This is a genomic window from Stenotrophomonas sp. YJH_SMC_65 (assembly GCF_059369475.1).
In genome coordinates this window covers 15093-32674 of record NZ_JCAFSR010000006.1, presented here as the reverse complement: position 1 = coordinate 32674, position 17582 = coordinate 15093, and the positions used below count along the sequence as shown (strand labels likewise).

Below are 17582 nucleotides of genomic sequence, written 5' to 3'. Positions count from 1 at the left end.
TGACTGGTCGCTATCAAAGTTTTGAACGAACCGATTGATGAACTCTATCGATAAAAATCCATCGTCCCGCCTGCGCCAACAGCGCGCCGCCATCGACGGCGCCATGAGCCGCGACCGGGGCCGTTTGCTGGGGATGCTCTCGCGTTGCCAGGCCAAGCCACAGGATGCGGCGTTGGCCGCTACCTTCGAGCAGGCCTTGCAGGCGTCGGTGCAGCGCCGGCAGGTCCGGGCGCAGCAGCAGCCGTCCATTACTCTGGACCCGCAGCTGCCGATTGCGCGTGAAGCCGACGCCATCCTCGGGCTGATCCGCGACCATCAGGTGGTGGTGATCGCTGGTGAAACCGGCTCGGGCAAGACCACCCAGCTGCCGAAACTGTGCCTGGCCGCAGGCCGTGGCCAGGCCGGCATGATCGGCTGCACCCAGCCGCGACGGATTGCCGCACGTGCGGTGGCAAGCCGCGTGGCGCAGGAACTGCAGAGCGAACTGGGCCAGCTGGTCGGCTACCAGGTGCGCTTCAACGACAAGGTCAGCGACGACAGCCGCATCAAGTTCATGACCGACGGCATCCTGCTGGCGGAGATCGCCAGTGACCGCTGGTTGTCGAACTACGACACGATCATCGTCGACGAGGCGCACGAACGCAGCCTCAACATCGATTTCCTGCTGGGCTACCTGAAGCAGCTGCTGCGCAAGCGCCCGGACCTGAAACTGATCGTCACCTCGGCCACCATCGATACCGAACGCTTCGCCCAGCATTTCGACAATGCGCCGGTGATCAGCGTCGAAGGCCGCACCTACCCGGTGGAAGTGCGCTATCGCGCGCTGGAAGGCGAGGGCGAAGACCAGGGCGAACGCACCGTCAACGACGCCATCGTGTCGGCCATCGACGAGATCACCCGCCTGGATGCGCGCGGCGACGTGCTGATCTTCCTGCCGGGCGAACGCGAGATCCGCGATGCGCACCAGTCGCTGGAGCGCCGCAAGTACCGCAACACCGAGGTGCTGCCGCTCTATGCGCGGCTGTCCAACCAGGACCAGGACCGGGTGTTCAATCCCGGGCCGAACCGGCGCATCGTGCTGGCCACCAACGTCGCGGAGACCTCGCTGACGGTGCCGCGCATCCGCTACGTGGTCGATCCGGGCTTTGCCCGCGTCAAGCGCTACAGTCCGCGCAACAAGCTGGACCGCCTGCACATCGAGCCGATCTCGCAGGCCAGCGCCAACCAGCGCAAGGGCCGCTGCGGCCGTATCGCCGAGGGCATCTGTTACCGCCTGTACGCCGAAGCCGATTTCCAGGCGCGGCCGGAGTTCACCGATCCGGAAATCCGCCGCTCCAGCCTGGCCGGGGTGATCCTGCGCATGCTGCAGCTGGGCCTGGGCCGCATCGAGGAGTTTCCGTTCCTGGAAGCGCCGGACGAGCGTGCGGTGGCCGATGGCTGGCAGCAGCTGACCGAACTGGGTGCGATCGACGCCGAGCGGCGCATGACCACCATCGGCAAGCAGATGGCACGCCTGCCGGTGGACGTGAAGCTGGCGCGCATGCTGGTCGCCGCGCAGGCCGCCGGCTGCCTGCGGCCGATGCTGGTGATCGCCTCGTTCCTGGGCATCCAGGACCCGCGCGAACGTCCGCCCGAAGCACGCGGTGCCGCCGACAGCGCGCATGCGCAGTTCGCCGATGGTCGTTCCGAGTTCGTTGGCGTGCTGCGCCTGTGGGATGCCTACCGGCAGGCCCATGAAGACCTGACCCAGTCCAAGCTGCGCGACTGGTGCGGCCGTCATTTCCTCGGCTTCCTGCGCATGCGCGAGTGGCGCGAGCTGCACCGCCAGCTGCGGCTGCTGTGCGAGGAACTGGGCTGGAAGGAAGAGGCCAACGAGGCGTCGATGGCGCCGTTGCTGGCCGGCAGCAGTGCGCCGGCGGCAGCGCGTGATGATGCCGCCGCAGTGAAGGCCACCCGTGGCCAGTTGCACCGCGCTGCACGCCTGGCCCGCGAAGGCAAGGCCGAAGCGGCGCCGACGCCGGTGGCCGTACGTGCACAGAAGGAGCAGGCACCGGCGGGCGGCGGCTTCAGCGAACGCGTGCGCGCGGCTGCCTACCAGACCCTGCACCGGGCGTTGGTGGCGGGCCTGCCGACGCAGATCGGGCACCGCAGCGAGAAGGGCGATTTCCAGGCGCCACGCCAGCGCCGTTTCCTGCCGTTCCCCGGTTCGGCGCTGTCCAAGCGCCCGCCGCCGTGGTTGCTGGTGGCCAACCTGCTGGACACGCAGAAGGTCTGGGGCATGACCCTGGCCGCGATCGAGCCGGACTGGGTCATCGCCGAACTGCCGCACCTGCTGCTGCGCAAGCACTTCGACCCGCACTGGTCGCGCGCGCAGGGCCAGGTGCTGGCCTCCGAGCAGATCAGCCTGTTCGGCCTGGTGCTGGCACCGAAGAAGCCGGTGCACTACGGCCGCATCGCACCGGGCGAGGCGCACGACATCTTCGTGCGCCAGGCGCTGGTGACCGGCGAGATCAACACCCGCGCCAGCTTCGTGGCCGACAACCAGAAAGTGCTGGAGGTCGCCCGCGAGGAGGAAGCGAAGCTGCGCCGCGCCGGCATCGTGGCCGACGAGGACTGGCAGGCGCGCTGGTACCTGGACCGGGTGCCGCCGCAGATCCATTCGGCCGCAGGGCTGGATACCTGGTGGAAGGGGCTGGCGCCGGAACAGCGCAAGACCCTGCACTGGTCACTGGTCGACCTGTTGCCGGGTGAGGGCAGCGAACAGGAGCGCTACCCGAAGTACCTGCCACTGGGCCAGGCGCGCCTGCCACTGCACTACCGCTTCGAGCCGGGTGCCGATGATGACGGCGTGACCCTGGACGTGCCGCTGCACCTGCTCAACGCGCTGGACCCGGTGCAGCTGGGCTGGCTGGCGCCTGGCTTCGTCGCCGACAAGGCTTCGGCACTCATCCGCAGCCTGCCCAAGGCGATGCGCCGCAACTACGTGCCGGCGCCGGACTTCGGTCGTGCGTTCTTCGAGGCATTCCCGCAGCCCAGCGCCGATGCCATCACTGGCGAACTGGCGCGCTTTTTGTCACGTGCCACCGGCGCGACGGTGACGGCGCTCGATTTCGAACCCGCTTCGATCGAACCGCACCTGCACATGAACCTGCGCCTGCGCGACGAGCACGGCAAGGTGCTGGCGACCTCGCGGGATCTGGATGCGTTGCGCGCGAAATTCGGCGGCCGTGCCGGCGATGCCTTCGCTGCACGGGCGGGGCGCGAGATGGCGGCCGATGGCCTGCGCACGTTCCCGGCCGCGCCGATTCCGCTGCAGGTGCCCGGTGAAGCCGGCGTTCCGGCCTATCCGGCGCTGCTGGACGAGGGCGACAGCGTGGCGCTGCGCATCTTCGCCGATCGCCAGCAGGCGCAGGAGGCCCACCCGCTGGGTGTGCGCCGGCTGCTGGAGATTGCCCTGGCCGAGAAGGTCAAGCAGGCGCGCAAGCAGCTGCCGGTGGGTGCCAAGACCGGCCTGCTGTATGCCGCGATCGAATCGCAGGAACGCCTGCGTGGAGACCTGGTGGATGCGGCGATGAACGCGGTGCTGGCCGAAGGCCTGGAAGACATCCGCGATGCGGCAGCCTTCGAGCAACGCCGCGAGCATGCGGCCAAGGCCCTGTTCGGCGAGGCGATGTCGCGGCTGAAACTGGCCGAGTCCATCCTGGCGCTGGTGGCGGAACTGAAGCCGTTGCTGGAGGCGCCGTTGATGGGCTGGGCGCGTGGCAACCTGGACGACATGGAAGCGCAGCTGGCCGGGCTGATCCACCCCGGCTTCCTGCGCGACACGCCGGCCGACGCGCTGGCGCAGTACCCGCGCTACCTGAAGGCGATGATCCTGCGCACCGAGCGTGCCAAGCGTGATCCGTCGCGTGACCAGGCGCGCATGCTGGAATTGCACCCGTTCCTGGAGGCGCTGGAAGCGGGCGAGCAGCAGGGCCTGCGTGATCGCCCGCAATGGCAGGCGCTGCGTTGGGATCTGGAAGAGCTGCGGGTGTCGTTGTTCGCGCAGGAGCTGGGGGCACGCACCGGCATTTCGGCGAAGAAGCTGGCGCAGCGGGTGGCTGCACTTCGCCAGGCGTGAACGCGCGCCATGGTCGCCCCATCGGGCGACCATGGCCGCCGGGCATGGATCCGGCACGGCTGGAATGCCCGGGCGTTACTTGGTGCGACGAACCTTCGGTTGCACGTTCACCCCGTCCACCTTCATGTACCAGGCGCCCATCACGCCTGGGCGCATGCTGACGTTCGGCGCTTCCTTGCGGCCACCGGAATAGTGCGTGGCGTCTATCTGCTCCCACTCCTGGCCGTTCTGCAGCACGTAGCGGCGGCCCTGGCCGAAGCCACGGAATTCGCCCTGCAGGGTGCTTTCGATCGGTTCGCTGCTGCCGAAGTCCAGGAAGCCGCGGTTCTTCTTGATCACTTCCTGGCGGCCTTCTTCGCGCGCTGCGGCTACGGCCTGGGTGGTGGCCGCCTCGACCTTGCCCTGCAGCCAGCGGTTGAGCGTGGCCAGTTCAGCGGCGCTGAGCTTGTCCAGGCCGGCGGCCTTGAACTCGGTGGGCGACATCTGCTGCTGCAGGTCGCCCTCCACCACGCGCTGGGCCAGCGCAGGCGCGGACAGGGACAGCAACACGGCGGCACAGGCCAGCAGCCGTGGACGGACGCGCAGGGCAATCGAAGGCATGGCGGGTCTCTCCTGGATGTGTTGGCGAGTGTAGCGGCATGTCTTCATGCCGGGTGATGGTGGCCGCAGTGATTGTCCCTGAACGACGCCGGCGCTAGTGTAGGGGCCTCTGTCTTGCCTGCTCGATGCTGTGAACCGCGCTTCCGTCCCTGGCCTGGATGCCTTGTTGAACCGTCCCTCGGCAGCGGTGCTGCCTGCTCCGCTGCGCCAGGCCCTGCGCGAGCATTGGGAAGCGCCGGATTGCGACCACCAGATGCGTGCCACCTGGTCGGTGCTGGGCGATACCCTCGATGCGCTGGCGATGCTCTCGGCCGACGAAGGCGCGGTGGTGGCAGCATTGCTGTTCGACCTGCCGGGCCTGCGCGCCAGCCTGGACCAGCTGCCGCTGGGCAGCCACCAGGCGGCGGTGATCGGCCTGCTCGATGGCCAGGATGCGGCCGACCCGGTGTGGGCGCTGCACGCCGGCCGTGAGGCCGGACGCAACAGCGAGGGCCTGCGCCGGCTGCTGCTGGCGATCATCCGCGACCTGCGCGTGGTGCCGATCCTGCTGGCGCGCCAGCTCGCGAGGATGCGCGCGGCCGACAAGCTGGACGACGAGCAACGCCGCGCGCTGGCCCAGCTGACCCGCGACATCCACGCGCCCCTGGCCAACCGCCTGGGCATCTGGCAGCTGAAGTGGGAGCTGGAGGACCTGGCGTTCCGCCACCTGGAACCGGAAACCTACCGCCGCATCGCCCGCGAGGTGGACGAAACCCGCATCGCCCGCGAGCGTTACGTCGAGAACGTCAAGAAGGTGCTGTCGCGCGAGCTGGTCGCCCAGGGCATCAAGGCCGAAGTCAGCGGCCGCCCGAAGCACATCTACAGCATCTGGCGGAAGATGCAGAAGAAGCGGCTGGCCTTCGACCAGCTGTATGACATCCGTGCGGTGCGCGTGATGGTCGACGACGTCGCCGCCTGCTACGCCGCGCTGGGCGTGGTGCACGCGCTGTGGGCGCCGGTACCAAGCGAGTTCGATGATTACATCGCACGCCCGAAGGCCAACGACTATCGCTCGCTGCATACCGCCGTGGTCGGCCCGGAAGGTCGCACCATCGAAGTGCAGATCCGTACCCATGAAATGCACTCGCAGGCCGAGCTGGGCGTGGCCGCGCACTGGAAGTACAAGGAAGGCGGCAAGGGCGCGGAGAAGTCCTTCGATCGCAAGATCACCTGGATGCGCCAGCTGCTGGAGCAGGCGCAGGACGGGCAGGGCAATGAACTGGCCGGGGCGCTCGATGCCGAGCTGACCGAGGACCGGGTCTATGCGCTGAGCCCGAAGGACGAGGTGCTGGACCTGCCGCAGGGCGCTACGCCGCTCGATTTCGCCTACCAGGTGCACACCATGGTCGGGCACCGCTGCCGCGGCGCCAAGGTCAACGGCCGTATCGTGCCGCTGACCTATCGCCTGCGCAGTGGCGACCGCGTCGAGATCCTGACCGGCAAGGAGGCCGACCCGCGCCGCGACTGGCTGATGCCGGCCAATGGCTTCCTGGCCAGCAACCGCTCGCGCGAGAAGGTGCGCAGCTGGTTCCACAAGCTGGACCGCGCGCGCAACGTGCAGGCCGGTCGCGAGCTGCTCGAGCGCGAGCTGAAGCGGCTGGGCCTGCAGCACTCGGACCTGGCCGTCGCGGCCAAGAAGTTCCATGCCGACAGCGTCGATGACCTGTACATCCAGGTGGCGCTGGGCGATACCGGCCCGAACCAGGTCAGCCGGACGTTGCTGGAGGCGGAACGTGCCGCCAGCCAGCCCGCGCCCGCGCCGACCCTGCCGCGGCCGACCGCGCGCCGCGAGAACCTGGGCAAGTCCAAGTTCACCGTGCAGGGCGTGGGCAACCTGCTGGTGCAGCTGGCACGCTGCTGCCAGCCGGTGGCCGGCGAGCCGATCGTCGGCTACCTGACCCGTAGCCGTGGTGTCACTGTGCATCGTGCAGACTGCGCCGCGCTGGCCCGGCTGGCCGCCGCCAGCCCGCAGCGCATCCTGCCGGTGGAGTGGGGCCAGGCCGGTGGCGGCTACGAAGTGGACGTGGTGGTCGACGCGGTCGACCGCCGCTGGCTGCTGAAGGACATCACCAACCTGATCGCCCAGGAAGACGCTTACGTGCTCGACATCCACAGTGACAACGTGCGCAACAGTGGCCGTGCCCATCTGCGGCTGCGGCTGAAGGTCAGCGACTACGGGCAGTTGTCGACGCTGCTGGGCAAGCTTGATGCGCTGCCGGGCGTGAGCGAGGCACGTCGCCTCGGCTGAGCTTCACGCTGCCCCGGCTACCCTGCACGCATGGAACGCGAGCCCCCGCATCGCCCGCATGGCGCTGAACATCCTGCGCTGGACCGCGTCCGTCGCGAGGGTCGCTGGTGGTGGCTGCAGGCACGCCATGCGCGCCGGGTCTGGCGCTGGGCGCTGCTTGCGGCGCTGGCCGTGTTCGTGCTGCTGGTCCTGCTGCGCAAGCCGCTGGCCGACTGGTTCTGGGATGAGCCGCAGATCGAACAGCTGCTGGCCGAGGGGGATCGTGCGCTGGCCGCCGGTCGTTTGAGCGATGCCGATGGCAGTGGTGCGCGCGAGCGCTACCAGGCGGTGCTGGCGCTGGACGGTGATCGCCCGCAGGCGCGCCAGGGCCTGGCCAATACCGGCGCGGCAGCGCTGCAACAGGCGCGCGATCGCCTGCACGCCGGTGACCTGGACGGCAGCGCGCAGGCACTGGCACTGGCCCGTGAGCTGCAGGTGCCGCAGGGCGAAGCCGATGCGGTCGCCCGCCAGCTGCAGGCGCGGCGCAGTGCCGGAGCCGGTATTGGTGCGTTGTTGGCCCAGGCGCGCAACGCGTTCGCGGCCGGACGCCTGGATGATGGCGACAGCAGTGCGCTGCCCTTGTTCCAGCGCATCCTCGCCCTGCAGCCGGACAACCTGCCGGCGCTGGAAGGGCGCGAAGATGCGCTGAGCGACCTGCTGCTGCAGGCGCGCACGCTGGCAGGGCGCGGAGAGCTGGCCGAGGCGGCCGCGATCCTGCGTCGTGCCCGCCAGTTCGATGCCGGTCATGCCGATCTGCCGGCCAGCGAGGAAGCCCTGGCGCGCGCGGTGGACCAGCGCCTGCGGCAGGCGCAGCGGGCACTGCAACGACAGCAGCTGGACGCCGCGGCCCAGGGTTTCCTGGCAGTGCTTGCGGTGGCGGCCGATGATCCCAATGCCCAGCGGGGGCGTGAGCAGGCGCTGCAGGCGGTGGTCGTGCGCAGCCAGACATCCGCCGACGACTTCCAGTTCGATGCGGCGCAACGCGATGCAGCCCTGGCGGCGGAGCTGGGCGCTTCGCAGGCAATCCGGCAGCAACTGGCACAGCGCCTGCAGCGTGCGCGCCAGGCGCAACAGGCCCTGCAGCAGCCCGCGATCAGTACGGCGCAGCGCGAACGCCAGCTGCGCGACCACCTGCGCAAGATCGAGCGTGCCGAACGTGCAGGGCAGTGGATCAGCCCACCGGGGCACAGCGCGTTCGACGCACTGCGCGAAGCCCAGTCACTGGCCCCCCGCGACACGCGGGTCAAGGCTGCCGCAGCACGCCTGCTGCCCGCCAGTCGCCGCTGCTTCGACGACAATCTGCGGCAGAACCGTGTACAGGCGGCGGGTGCCTGCCTGCAGGCCTGGCAGACGCTGTCACCGACCGCAGCGGGCCTGCCCTCGGCGCGGCTGCGGTTGGCCCAGCGCTGGCTGGCGATCGGCAGCGAACGGCTCGGCAATGGCGACCTGGCCTTTGCCGCGCACGCTGCCGAACAGGCGCGGTTGCTGCAACCGGACCTGGCCGAACTGCCGGCGTTCGAAGACCGCCTGCGTCGCGCCGGTGGACGGGCGGACTAGGCGAAGAACACCCGCTGCACGGTCGCGCGGGCGGCATCAAGTGAGAAATGCTGGGCGACGTTGGCCAGGCCGGCATCGGACAACTGCTGCCACAGCTGTGGATCCTGGTACAGGCGGATCACCGCATCGGCGAAACCGACAGCGTCATCGGCCACCAGCACGTCCTGGCCGGGATGCAGGTGCATGCCTTCCACGGCGCAGGTGGTACCGACCACCGGCTGGCCGTGGGCCATGCTCAGGTTGATCTTGCCCTTCACGCCGGCGCCGAACCGCAGCGGCGCAATGGCGATGCGCGCGCCGTCCATGTAGGGCGTGATGTCTTCGACGAACCCGTGCATCTGCACACCGGGCTGGCGTGCGGCCAGTGCCAGCAGCGACTCCGGCGCCGCGGCGCCGATGCAGTGCAGGCGCACTTCCGGCAACCGGGCGCGGATGCGGGCAAAGACCTCGCCGATGAACCATTCCATGCCGTCCAGGTTCGGCGGATGACGGAAGCCGCCGACAAACACCAGGTCGCGCCGCTGCTCGAATACGGCGCCGGCACCCGCGACCTCATGCAGGTTGGAGATCAGCTCCACCCGCACCTGCGGCGCATCGGACTGCAGCTGCTCCCGTTCGGCCGCACTGACCAGCACGGTGATGTCGCACTGCTCCATCACGGCCAGTTCGCTGCTGCGGGTACGTTCCGCTGCACGCAGCAGGGTTGCGTCGCCGGCCACTTCGGCACCGCGGCGTTCGCGCAGGTAGTGCAGGTCAACGGTGTCGAACACGGTCCGTGCCTGCGGTGCATAGCGCCTGAGCAGCGGCAGGCATTCGTGGGCGACGTGGTGACGCACCAGCATTGCCACGTCGAAACGCGATCCGTGGCTGCGCAGCCAGCCGGCTACGCCGTCCAGGAAGGGCGCGTACCAGACTTCCACGCCCATCCGTTGCAGCGCTTCGGTGGCCGCACCGGCGTGCTCGCGCCGGGTCGGTACGAACACAACGTGGGCGCCGCCCTGCAGCAACAGGCGGATCAGATTGACCTGGCGCAGTGACCCGGAATTGCGATCCGGTTGCGGTACTTCCTCGTCCAGGATCAGCACCTGGCGCCGGCCGCGCAGCAGCAGCGCCGGAGACGGCACTTCGCCGACCGCCGGATGACGGCCCAGTTCGGTGGCCCAGCGGGCGGCGAAGATGGCCTGGTTGCGTACCTGGTAGGCCTTCACCCCGCTGCCGGTGTCGGTACCGTTGCTGGTGCCTTCGTCGTGGATCACCCGGCTGGCCGGCTGCACCAGCACGCGCAGGCCGTGTGCACGCACGCGGAAGGCCAGGTCGGTGTCCTCGTAGTAGGCCGGCTTGTAGCGGGTGTCGAAGCCGTCCAGCTGCTGCCAGAGGGCGCGTGGCAGCATCAGCGCCGCGCCCGAGCAGTAGTCGACGTCGCGCAGGCTGGCAAAGCGCGGATCATCGGCGGCCTCGAAGCGGCCGTAGCTCCAGCCACTGCCATCGGCGAAGATCACCCCGCCCGACTCCTGCAGGCGGCCATCCGGGTACAGCAGCTGGCTGCCGACCAGGCCGGCGTCGGGCACGCTGCCGAAGGTGTCCAGCAGGGCGTCGAGCCAGCCCGGCTGCGGCACCGTATCGTTGTTCAGCAGTACCACGTAGCGGCCGCGTGCGCGCGATACACCGTCATTGCAGGCTTCAATGAAGCCGCCGTTGTGCGCGCGCACTTCATAGCGCAGCCCGGCCACCTGCGGCATCCACTGCACGGTGGCATCGCTGCTGCCGTCATCCACTACCAGGATCTCGCACGCGGCGGCCGGCGGGTGCGCCGCCAGGGCGCGCAGGCAGGCCACGGTGTGGGCGACGTGGTTGTAGACCGGGATGACGATGCTCACCTCCGGCGACTCGCTGAACGGCACCGTGAAGGGGGCGAAATCCTGCGCTGGCGGCAGGAACAGTGGCGTGCGCGGGGCGGGGACGGCGCGCTGGGCATGCACGCGGATGCGTTGCCAGGTGGCCCGCCAGCCACGGGTGCGCAGGCTTGCCAGGCTCCGGCGGGCCAGGCCCGACAGGCGGTTGATCAGGTATCGGATCTCGGCCAGGGACATCGCCATCCGGTTGCAACTCCAGCTTAAGCAGGGGAACCCGGGAGAATTCGCCAGCCGCAGCGGCTGGGGTAGACTCGCCAGACCCTACATTCTCGCATTCCCGTGCCCCGACGCTACGATTCCGACGACATCGACGATTCCGACGACGACCAGCAGGACAACGGTCCGCTGTGGCGGCGCCGGCTGATCACCTGGAGCATGGCTGCGGTCGCGTTGGGATTGGGTTTCCTCATTCCCTATACGCTGTACCTGAACCAACAGGTGACCCAGCGTTTCGGTGAACTGCGCTGGCAGATCCCGACGCGCGTGTACGCGCGCCCGCTGGTGCTCACCCCCGGCAAGGCGATGGATGCGTCTACGCTGAAGACCGAGCTGGCCGCCTCTGCCTACCGCGATGACGGGCAGGGCAAGGAGCCGGCCACCTATGCGGTGAACGGCGGGCGCTTCGTCATCTCCAGCCGCGGCTTCAACGACGTTGACGGCCGGGTGGCCCCGCGCCGGGTGGAGCTGTCGCTGGCCGATGGCGGCGTGGCCTCGCTGCGCGACGCCGACAACCGCAAGGCGCTGAAGGCCGCGCGGCTGGATCCGGCGCGCATCGCCACCCTGTACGGCCAGAAGCAGGAAGAGCGCCGCCTGATCCGCATGGACGAGGCGCCGGACCTGCTGGTGACTGGCCTGCAGGCGGTGGAGGACAAGGACTTCAACCGCCACCACGGCATCGACCTGTCCGGCATCGCGCGCGCGGTGTGGGTGACGATCCGTTCCGGTGGCCAGAGCCGCCAGGGCGCTTCGACGCTGACCCAGCAGCTGGCCCGCAGCGGCCTGCTCGGCATCGGCAAGGAGCAGACGGTCACCCGCAAGTTCAATGAGGTGCTGTACGCACTGATCATGGAAGCGCGTTATGACAAGCGCACCATCTTCGAGGCCTATCTCAACCAGGTGTACCTGGGCCAGCGCGGCAGCCAGGCGATCCATGGCATGTCCTCCGGCGCCGAGTTCTGGTTCGGCCGTGACCTGCAGTCGCTGGAGACCGAGCAGATCGCACTGCTGATCGGCCTGGTCAAGGGGCCGTCCTTCTACGACCCGCGGCGCAACCCGGAGCGCGCGCTGGATCGCCGCAACTTCGTGCTGGGCAAGCTGCACGAGGCCACGCTGATCGACGATGCCGAGTACCAGCGCGCGCTGAAGGCACCGCTGGGCGTGCCCAAGACGCCGGGCCTGGTGGCAGCCAACCGCTTCCCGGCCTACGTTGACCTGGTCCGCCGCCAGCTCGGCCATGACTATCCGGAATCGGCGCTGCAGGGCGCGGGCCTGAGCGTGATGACCGGCATGTCGCCGTCCGCGCAGGCCTATGCCGAAGGCGCGGTGACCCGCACCATCAAGTCGCTGGAAAGCAAGCGCCGCCCCGAGCTGCAGGCCGGCATGGTGCTGACCGACGTGCACAACGGCGACGTGCTGGCGGTGATCGGTAGCCGCGAGGTGTCCGAGGTCGGCTTCAACCGCGCGATCGAGGCGCAGCGTCCGGTCGGTTCGCTGCTCAAGCCGTTCGTCTACCTGCTGGCCCTGGCGCAGCCGGACCGTTACTCGCTGGCCAGCTGGGTGGATGATTCGCCGGTGACGGTGCAGCTCGGCCGCGGCCGCAACTGGAGTCCCGGCAACGCGGACAACCGCAGCCACGGCACGGTGCGCCTGATCGACGCACTGGCGCATTCCTACAACCAGGCCACGGTGCGCGTGGGCATGCAGGTCGGCCCGGAGCGCGTGACCCAGCTGATCCATGTCCTGGCCGGCATCAAGGCTGACGCCAACCCGGCGGTGATCCTCGGCTCGACCGACCAGAGCCCGTACGCGATGGCGCAGCTGTACCAGTTCCTGGCGTCCGGCGGCGAGATCCAGCCGCTGCACGCGGTGCGTGGCGTGCTCGATCCGCAGGGCAAGCTGCTCAAGCGGTACGACAAGACCCCGGCACCGGCGCAGGAAGGCGACTCGATTGCCGCCAACCTGATCAGTGTCGGCCTGCAGCAGGTGGTCGCCAGCGGTACCGCGCAGCGGCTCAATGCCGATGGCCTCGGCCGCCTGCAGCCCGCCGGCAAGACCGGCACCACCAACGATGGCCGTGACAGCTGGTATGCCGGCTACACCGGTGATCACCTGGCAGTGATCTGGATCGGCAACGACCAGAACGCGCAGGCCGGCCTGTATGGCGCCACCGGCGCGATGCGGGTCTGGTCGGGCATCTTCCAGCGCCTGCCGAGCGCGCCGCTGCGGGTCAGCAACAAGGGCCTGGACTGGCAGTCGGTGGCCCCCACCGGCCTCAACAGCACCGATGAAGGCTGCCCCGGCGCGCGTCGTTTCCCGTTCGTGGTGGGCTATGCGCCTGCCTATGCGCCGTGCGCGCCGGCCGCGTCGCCGGAGGGGCAGGGCGAGGCCGACGGCGAGGGCGGTGGCTGGCGCAGCTGGTTCGGCCTGGACCGCAAGCCGGAAGCGCCTGCCGAACCTGCCGCGGCACCTGCCGCCGCCACTCCTCCCCCGAGCCGATGATGCCGATGAACATGCGATCCCTGCTGCAGCCCCTGGCCCTGACCGGCCTCAGCCTGGCCCTGGCCGCCTGCGTGAGCAGCGCACCACCGGTGGTCAAGCCGGTCGATACCACCACGCCGGCGCAGCGCCTGGCTGCGGTGGATGCTGCAGCGGGTCCGGACGACAAGGAATTGTCGGTACAGCCGCTGCGTGATTCGCAGGTGGAAGATCTGCGGGTGACTGCACTGGCACAACGCCAGGCGAACGACCTGGCCGGCGCGGCCAGCAGCCTGGACCACGCGCTGGAGATCGTGGCGGGTGACCCGGCAGTGCTGCAGGAACGTGCCGAACTGGCGCTGCTGCAGGGCCAGTGGGCGCAGGCGGAGACGTTCGCGCGCAAGGCGGTGGATCTGGGCTCGAAGACCGGGCCGCTGTGCCGCCGGCATTGGGCGACGATCGAGCAGTCGCGCCTGGCGCGGGGCGAGAAGGAGAATGCGGTGTCGGCGCATGCGCAGATTGAGGGCTGCACGGTGCCGGGGATCAAGCGGTACTGAGTTTTCAGCCAACGGCACAGCCCCTCGTGGCTGTGGGTTGGTCGCTGAAGCCAGAAGCAAAAGCCGCGCTTGGCCGGGCGGGGTGGGTTCGCGGGGGACGCCGTGAACCCGTCCCTGGGGGCTTGGCCGCGGCATCCATGCCGCGGACACCCCCGCGAACCCACCCCGCCCAACCTCTGACAGTTTCCGTGTGCGTCCAGCCACGGAAAAGAAAAAGAAAATCAAAAGCGGGTCGCGCGCTGCGCGCACTCGTTGTGGGGTCGGATCCGTTTTCCGCAGGAAAACGGATCCGACCCCTTCTTGTTTCCGTTCCACCCACCGCTTCTGAAAGGGCAGTCGAGCAAGCTCGACGCGACGCCGCGCGTGCATCCGTCACTGGGAAACTGTCGAGGGTGGGGCGGGAGGGGCAGGCAGGACCGTTGGCGCCATGGATGGCGCCATCGAGCCCCCATGGATGGGTTTACGGCGTGTCCTGCCTGCCCCTCCCGGCCTGCCCAGTACGTAAAAATCCAGAGCCATGAACACCGCTGTTGCTGTTGCCCTGGCTTGAAACGGGTGCCGGGCAGCGCCCGGCCGGGTATCCTCTCCCTCTGATGTCCGACCTTGTCCATGCCAGCCGCGAAGCCCTCAGCGAAGGCGGCGCGCTCGCCTCGCATCTGGATGCCTTTGTCCCGCGTCCGGCACAGCTGCACCTGACCGACGCCATCGCCGAAGCGCTGCAGCAGCGCGACCTGCTGCTGGCCGAGGCCGGTACAGGCACCGGCAAGACCTTCGCCTATCTGGTGCCGGTGCTGCTGTCCGGGCTGCGCACCATCATCTCCACCGGTACCCGCGCGTTGCAGGACCAGCTCTACCACCGCGATCTGCCGCGCGTGCGCCAGGCACTGGGCGTTGGCCTGCGCAGCGCGCTGCTGAAGGGACGCGCGAATTACCTGTGCCGCTACCGCCTGCAGCAGGCGCGGGGCGAACCGCGTTTTTCCAGCCCGGAGCAGGCTGCGCAGTTCCAGCGCATCCTGGCCTGGTCCGGCCGTTCGGAGTTCGGTGACATCGCCGAACTGGAAGGCCTGGCCGATGACTCGCCGCTTCTGCCGATGGTCACTTCCACGGTCGACAACTGCCTGGGTACCGATTGCCCGTTCTGGGAAGACTGCTTCGTGGTGCGCGCGCGCCAACGTGCGCAGGCTGCCGACGTGGTGGTGGTCAACCACCACCTGCTGCTGGCCGACCTGGCACTGAAACAGGACGGCTTCGGTGAGTTGCTGCCGGGGGCGCAGGCCTTTGTCATCGACGAGGCGCATCAGCTGCCCGAGTTGGCCGCGCAGTTTTTCGGCGAAGGCTTCGGCATGCGCCCGTGGCAGGAACTCGGCCGCGACTGCCTGGCCGAGGCGCGCGGCGTAGGCGGCGCGCAGTCGGCCCTGCAGGAACCGGTCGACCAGTTGCAGCAGGCGTTGCTGGCGCTGCGCTCGGCGATGGAGGGGCTGCCGCCACGGGGTACGCAGTGGCGTGCGCTGGCGATGCCACAGGTGCGCGATGGATTCGATACGGTGATGGCCGGCCTGGTGACGCTGGAGCAGGCACTGCAACCGCTGCGCGAGGCGGCGGCGGGTCTGGATGCCTGTCATGCGCGGGCACGCGAGGCGGTGTCGCGGCTGCAGCGCTGGCTGGGCGATGATGAGCCCACCCTCGATTTCGATACCGATCCGGCGGAGACCCCCCGTGCCGCCGATGTGCTCTGGTATGAGCTCACCCCGCGTGGTTTCCGCTGCCAGCGCACGCCGATGGATGTGTCCGGCCCGCTGCGCGAGCATCGCGAGCGCAGCCGCGCGGCATGGATCTTCACCTCGGCCACGCTGACCGTGGGCGGTGGCTTCGACCACATCGCCACGCGCCTGGGCCTGGACGATCCGCACACGCTGGTCCAGCCGAGCCCGTTCAACTGGCCCGAGCAGGCGTTGTGCTACCTGCCCGAAGGCCTGCCCGATCCGGCGGCGCGCGGGTTTGGCACCGCGCTGATCCAGACCTTGCGGCCGGTGTTGCAGGCCTCGCAGGGCAGGGCGTTCCTGTTGTTCGCCTCGCACCGTGCATTGCGCGAGGCCGCCGAGGCACTGCGCGACGGGCCGTGGCCGTTGTTCGTGCAGGGCGAGGCGCCACGCGCGGCGCTGCTGCAGCGTTTCCGCGAATCGGGCAATGGCGTGCTGCTGGGCTCGGCCAGTTTCCGCGAGGGCGTGGACGTGGTCGGCGAAGCGCTGAGCGTGGTGATGATCGACAAGCTGCCGTTCGCGGCACCGGATGACCCGGTATACGAGGCGCGGCTGGAGGCGATCCGCAGCCAGGGGGGCAACCCGTTCCGCGACGAGCAGCTGCCGCAGGCGGTGATCGCCCTGAAGCAGGGCGTTGGCCGCCTGATCCGCAGCGAAAGCGACCGGGGCGTGCTGGTCCTGTGCGATCCGCGCCTGCTCAACCGTGGCTATGGCCGGGTCTTTCTTGAGTCGCTGCCGCCGTTCCGGCGCACCCGCAGCCTGGCCGATGTGCAGGCCTTCTTTAGGCCACAATGGCTGCCCGTGGCCGATGATGCGGCTGCCCCGGCCGCCGTTGCGGCGGGCCCGGAGCCTGCTCCCGGTGCCACGTTCCCCTTGTTCTGACCTGATCCAATGAAACTGCTTGCCTTTGAAACCGCCACCGAAGCCTGTTCCGTTGCCCTGCATGTCGATGGGCAGATCCTGGAACGCTTCGAGATCGCCCCGCGCCGGCACGCCGAGTTGAGCCTGCCGTGGGCCGAGGCGCTGCTGGCCGACGCCGGCATCAGCCGTCGCCAGCTTGATGGCATCGCCCTCAGTCGCGGTCCGGGTGCGTTCACGGGCGTGCGCCTGGCGATTGCCATTGCCCAGGGCATCGCACTGGCACTGGACCGCCCGCTGCTGCCGGTCTCGACGCTGCAGGTATTGGCGCTGCGCGCACCGGCGGAAGAAACGCAGATCCTGTCGGCCATCGATGCGCGGATGGGCGAACTCTACGTCGCCCGCTTCGAGCGCGTGGACGGCCTGCCGGTCGCGCGCGATGCCGAGCGCGTCTGCGCGCCGGCAGCGGTGGCGCTGCCGGAAGGGCTGTCGGCCTACGGTGTCGGTACCGGGTTCGCCGCAGCCGAGGGTGCGCTGGTCGCGCAGCTCGGTACTGGCCTGCGCGGATTCGACGCCACGGCATTGCCGCGTGCGTCGGACGTGCTCGCACTGGCGGTGCCGGCGTTCGCGCGCGGCGAAGCCATTGCACCGGAGAAGGTCGAGCCGGCCTACCTGCGCGACAACGTGGCACTGACCCTGGTCGAGCAGCAGGCCGCGCGCGAGGCGAAGGCGAAGGCCAACGGCTGAGCCCCTCGTGGCGGGGTTGGTTGATCGCATAAACCAAAGCCGCGCTTGGCCGGGCGGGGTGGGTTCGCGGGGGACGCCGTAAACCCCGCTCCGCGGTCCGGCCCAGCCGCTGGCGGCTGTGCGTTCGGGCGCTTGCGAAGCAGTGCTTCGCAAGCAAAGCGCCCTCACCCATGGGGGCTTGGCCGCGGCATCCATGCCGCGGACACCCCCGCGAACCCACCCCGCCCGACCTCTGACAGTTTCCGTGTGCGTCCGCCACGGAAAATCAAAAGAAAATCAAAGTCAACAGCGGATCGCTTCGCTCGCATCCACGCGTAGCGTGGATGTGTGTCGACCAAGGTCGACACCTACCAACAGCAATGATGCGTCGGGATCTGTCAGAGGCGGGGCGGTATGGGCTTGCAGCACCGTTGGCGCCATGGGCCCGAGGCACGCCTCGGGCGGGTTGGG

The 17582-nt window shown here is 69.2% G+C and carries 9 protein-coding genes; 7 read left to right on the top strand and 2 right to left on the bottom strand.

The window, feature by feature from the left end:
* The first annotated feature begins 37 nt into the window (after positions 1 to 37).
* Complete coding sequence (hrpA, locus tag AC5P7A_RS12455) at positions 38 to 4120, top strand: ATP-dependent RNA helicase HrpA (protein WP_495220178.1); 4083 nt, start codon at positions 38 to 40, stop codon at positions 4118 to 4120.
* 75 nt (positions 4121 to 4195) lie between these two features.
* Here the strand turns inward: hrpA and AC5P7A_RS12450 are convergent, their stop codons facing one another.
* Positions 4196 to 4720: a hypothetical protein gene (locus AC5P7A_RS12450; protein ID WP_014648104.1), complete on the bottom strand. Its 525-nt coding sequence runs from the start codon at positions 4718 to 4720 to the stop codon at positions 4196 to 4198.
* 130 nt (positions 4721 to 4850) lie between these two features.
* Here AC5P7A_RS12450 and AC5P7A_RS12445 point away from each other — a divergent pair, with 130 nt between their 5' ends.
* Positions 4851 to 7007, top strand: a complete 2157-nt coding sequence (locus AC5P7A_RS12445; RefSeq protein WP_032958977.1) for a RelA/SpoT family protein — start codon at positions 4851 to 4853, stop codon at positions 7005 to 7007.
* 30 nt (positions 7008 to 7037) lie between these two features.
* Positions 7038 to 8603, top strand: a complete 1566-nt coding sequence (locus AC5P7A_RS12440; protein ID WP_046432065.1) for a hypothetical protein — start codon at positions 7038 to 7040, stop codon at positions 8601 to 8603.
* On the opposite strand, the gene AC5P7A_RS12435 is transcribed toward AC5P7A_RS12440, so the two are convergent.
* Positions 8600 to 10699 carry a glycosyltransferase gene (locus tag AC5P7A_RS12435; protein WP_495220177.1) on the bottom strand — a complete coding sequence of 700 codons (2100 nt, stop codon included), beginning with the start codon at positions 10697 to 10699 and terminating at the stop codon, positions 8600 to 8602. The two genes, AC5P7A_RS12440 and AC5P7A_RS12435, sit on opposite strands and share 4 nt — an antisense overlap.
* A gap of 96 nt (positions 10700 to 10795) precedes the next feature.
* On the opposite strand from AC5P7A_RS12435, the gene mrcB reads away from it, so the two are divergent.
* The 4 genes from mrcB (at position 10796) to tsaB (ending at position 17132) form a co-directional block, all read left to right on the top strand.
* Positions 10796 to 13234, top strand: a complete 2439-nt coding sequence (mrcB, locus tag AC5P7A_RS12430; protein ID WP_032958979.1) for a penicillin-binding protein 1B — start codon at positions 10796 to 10798, stop codon at positions 13232 to 13234.
* A complete protein-coding gene (locus tag AC5P7A_RS12425) occupies positions 13231 to 13767 on the top strand; it encodes a hypothetical protein (protein ID WP_014648099.1) in 537 nt (178 codons plus the stop codon). The genes mrcB and AC5P7A_RS12425 overlap by 4 nt, the downstream gene beginning before the upstream one ends.
* A gap of 593 nt (positions 13768 to 14360) precedes the next feature.
* Positions 14361 to 16409 carry a DNA repair helicase YoaA gene (yoaA, locus tag AC5P7A_RS12420; protein ID WP_111206956.1) on the top strand — a complete coding sequence of 683 codons (2049 nt, stop codon included), beginning with the start codon at positions 14361 to 14363 and terminating at the stop codon, positions 16407 to 16409.
* Between the two features lie 9 nt (positions 16410 to 16418).
* Positions 16419 to 17132, top strand: coding sequence for a tRNA (adenosine(37)-N6)-threonylcarbamoyltransferase complex dimerization subunit type 1 TsaB (tsaB, locus tag AC5P7A_RS12415; RefSeq protein WP_495220176.1), 714 nt, complete (start codon positions 16419 to 16421; stop codon positions 17130 to 17132).
* Positions 17133 to 17582 lie beyond the last annotated feature (450 nt).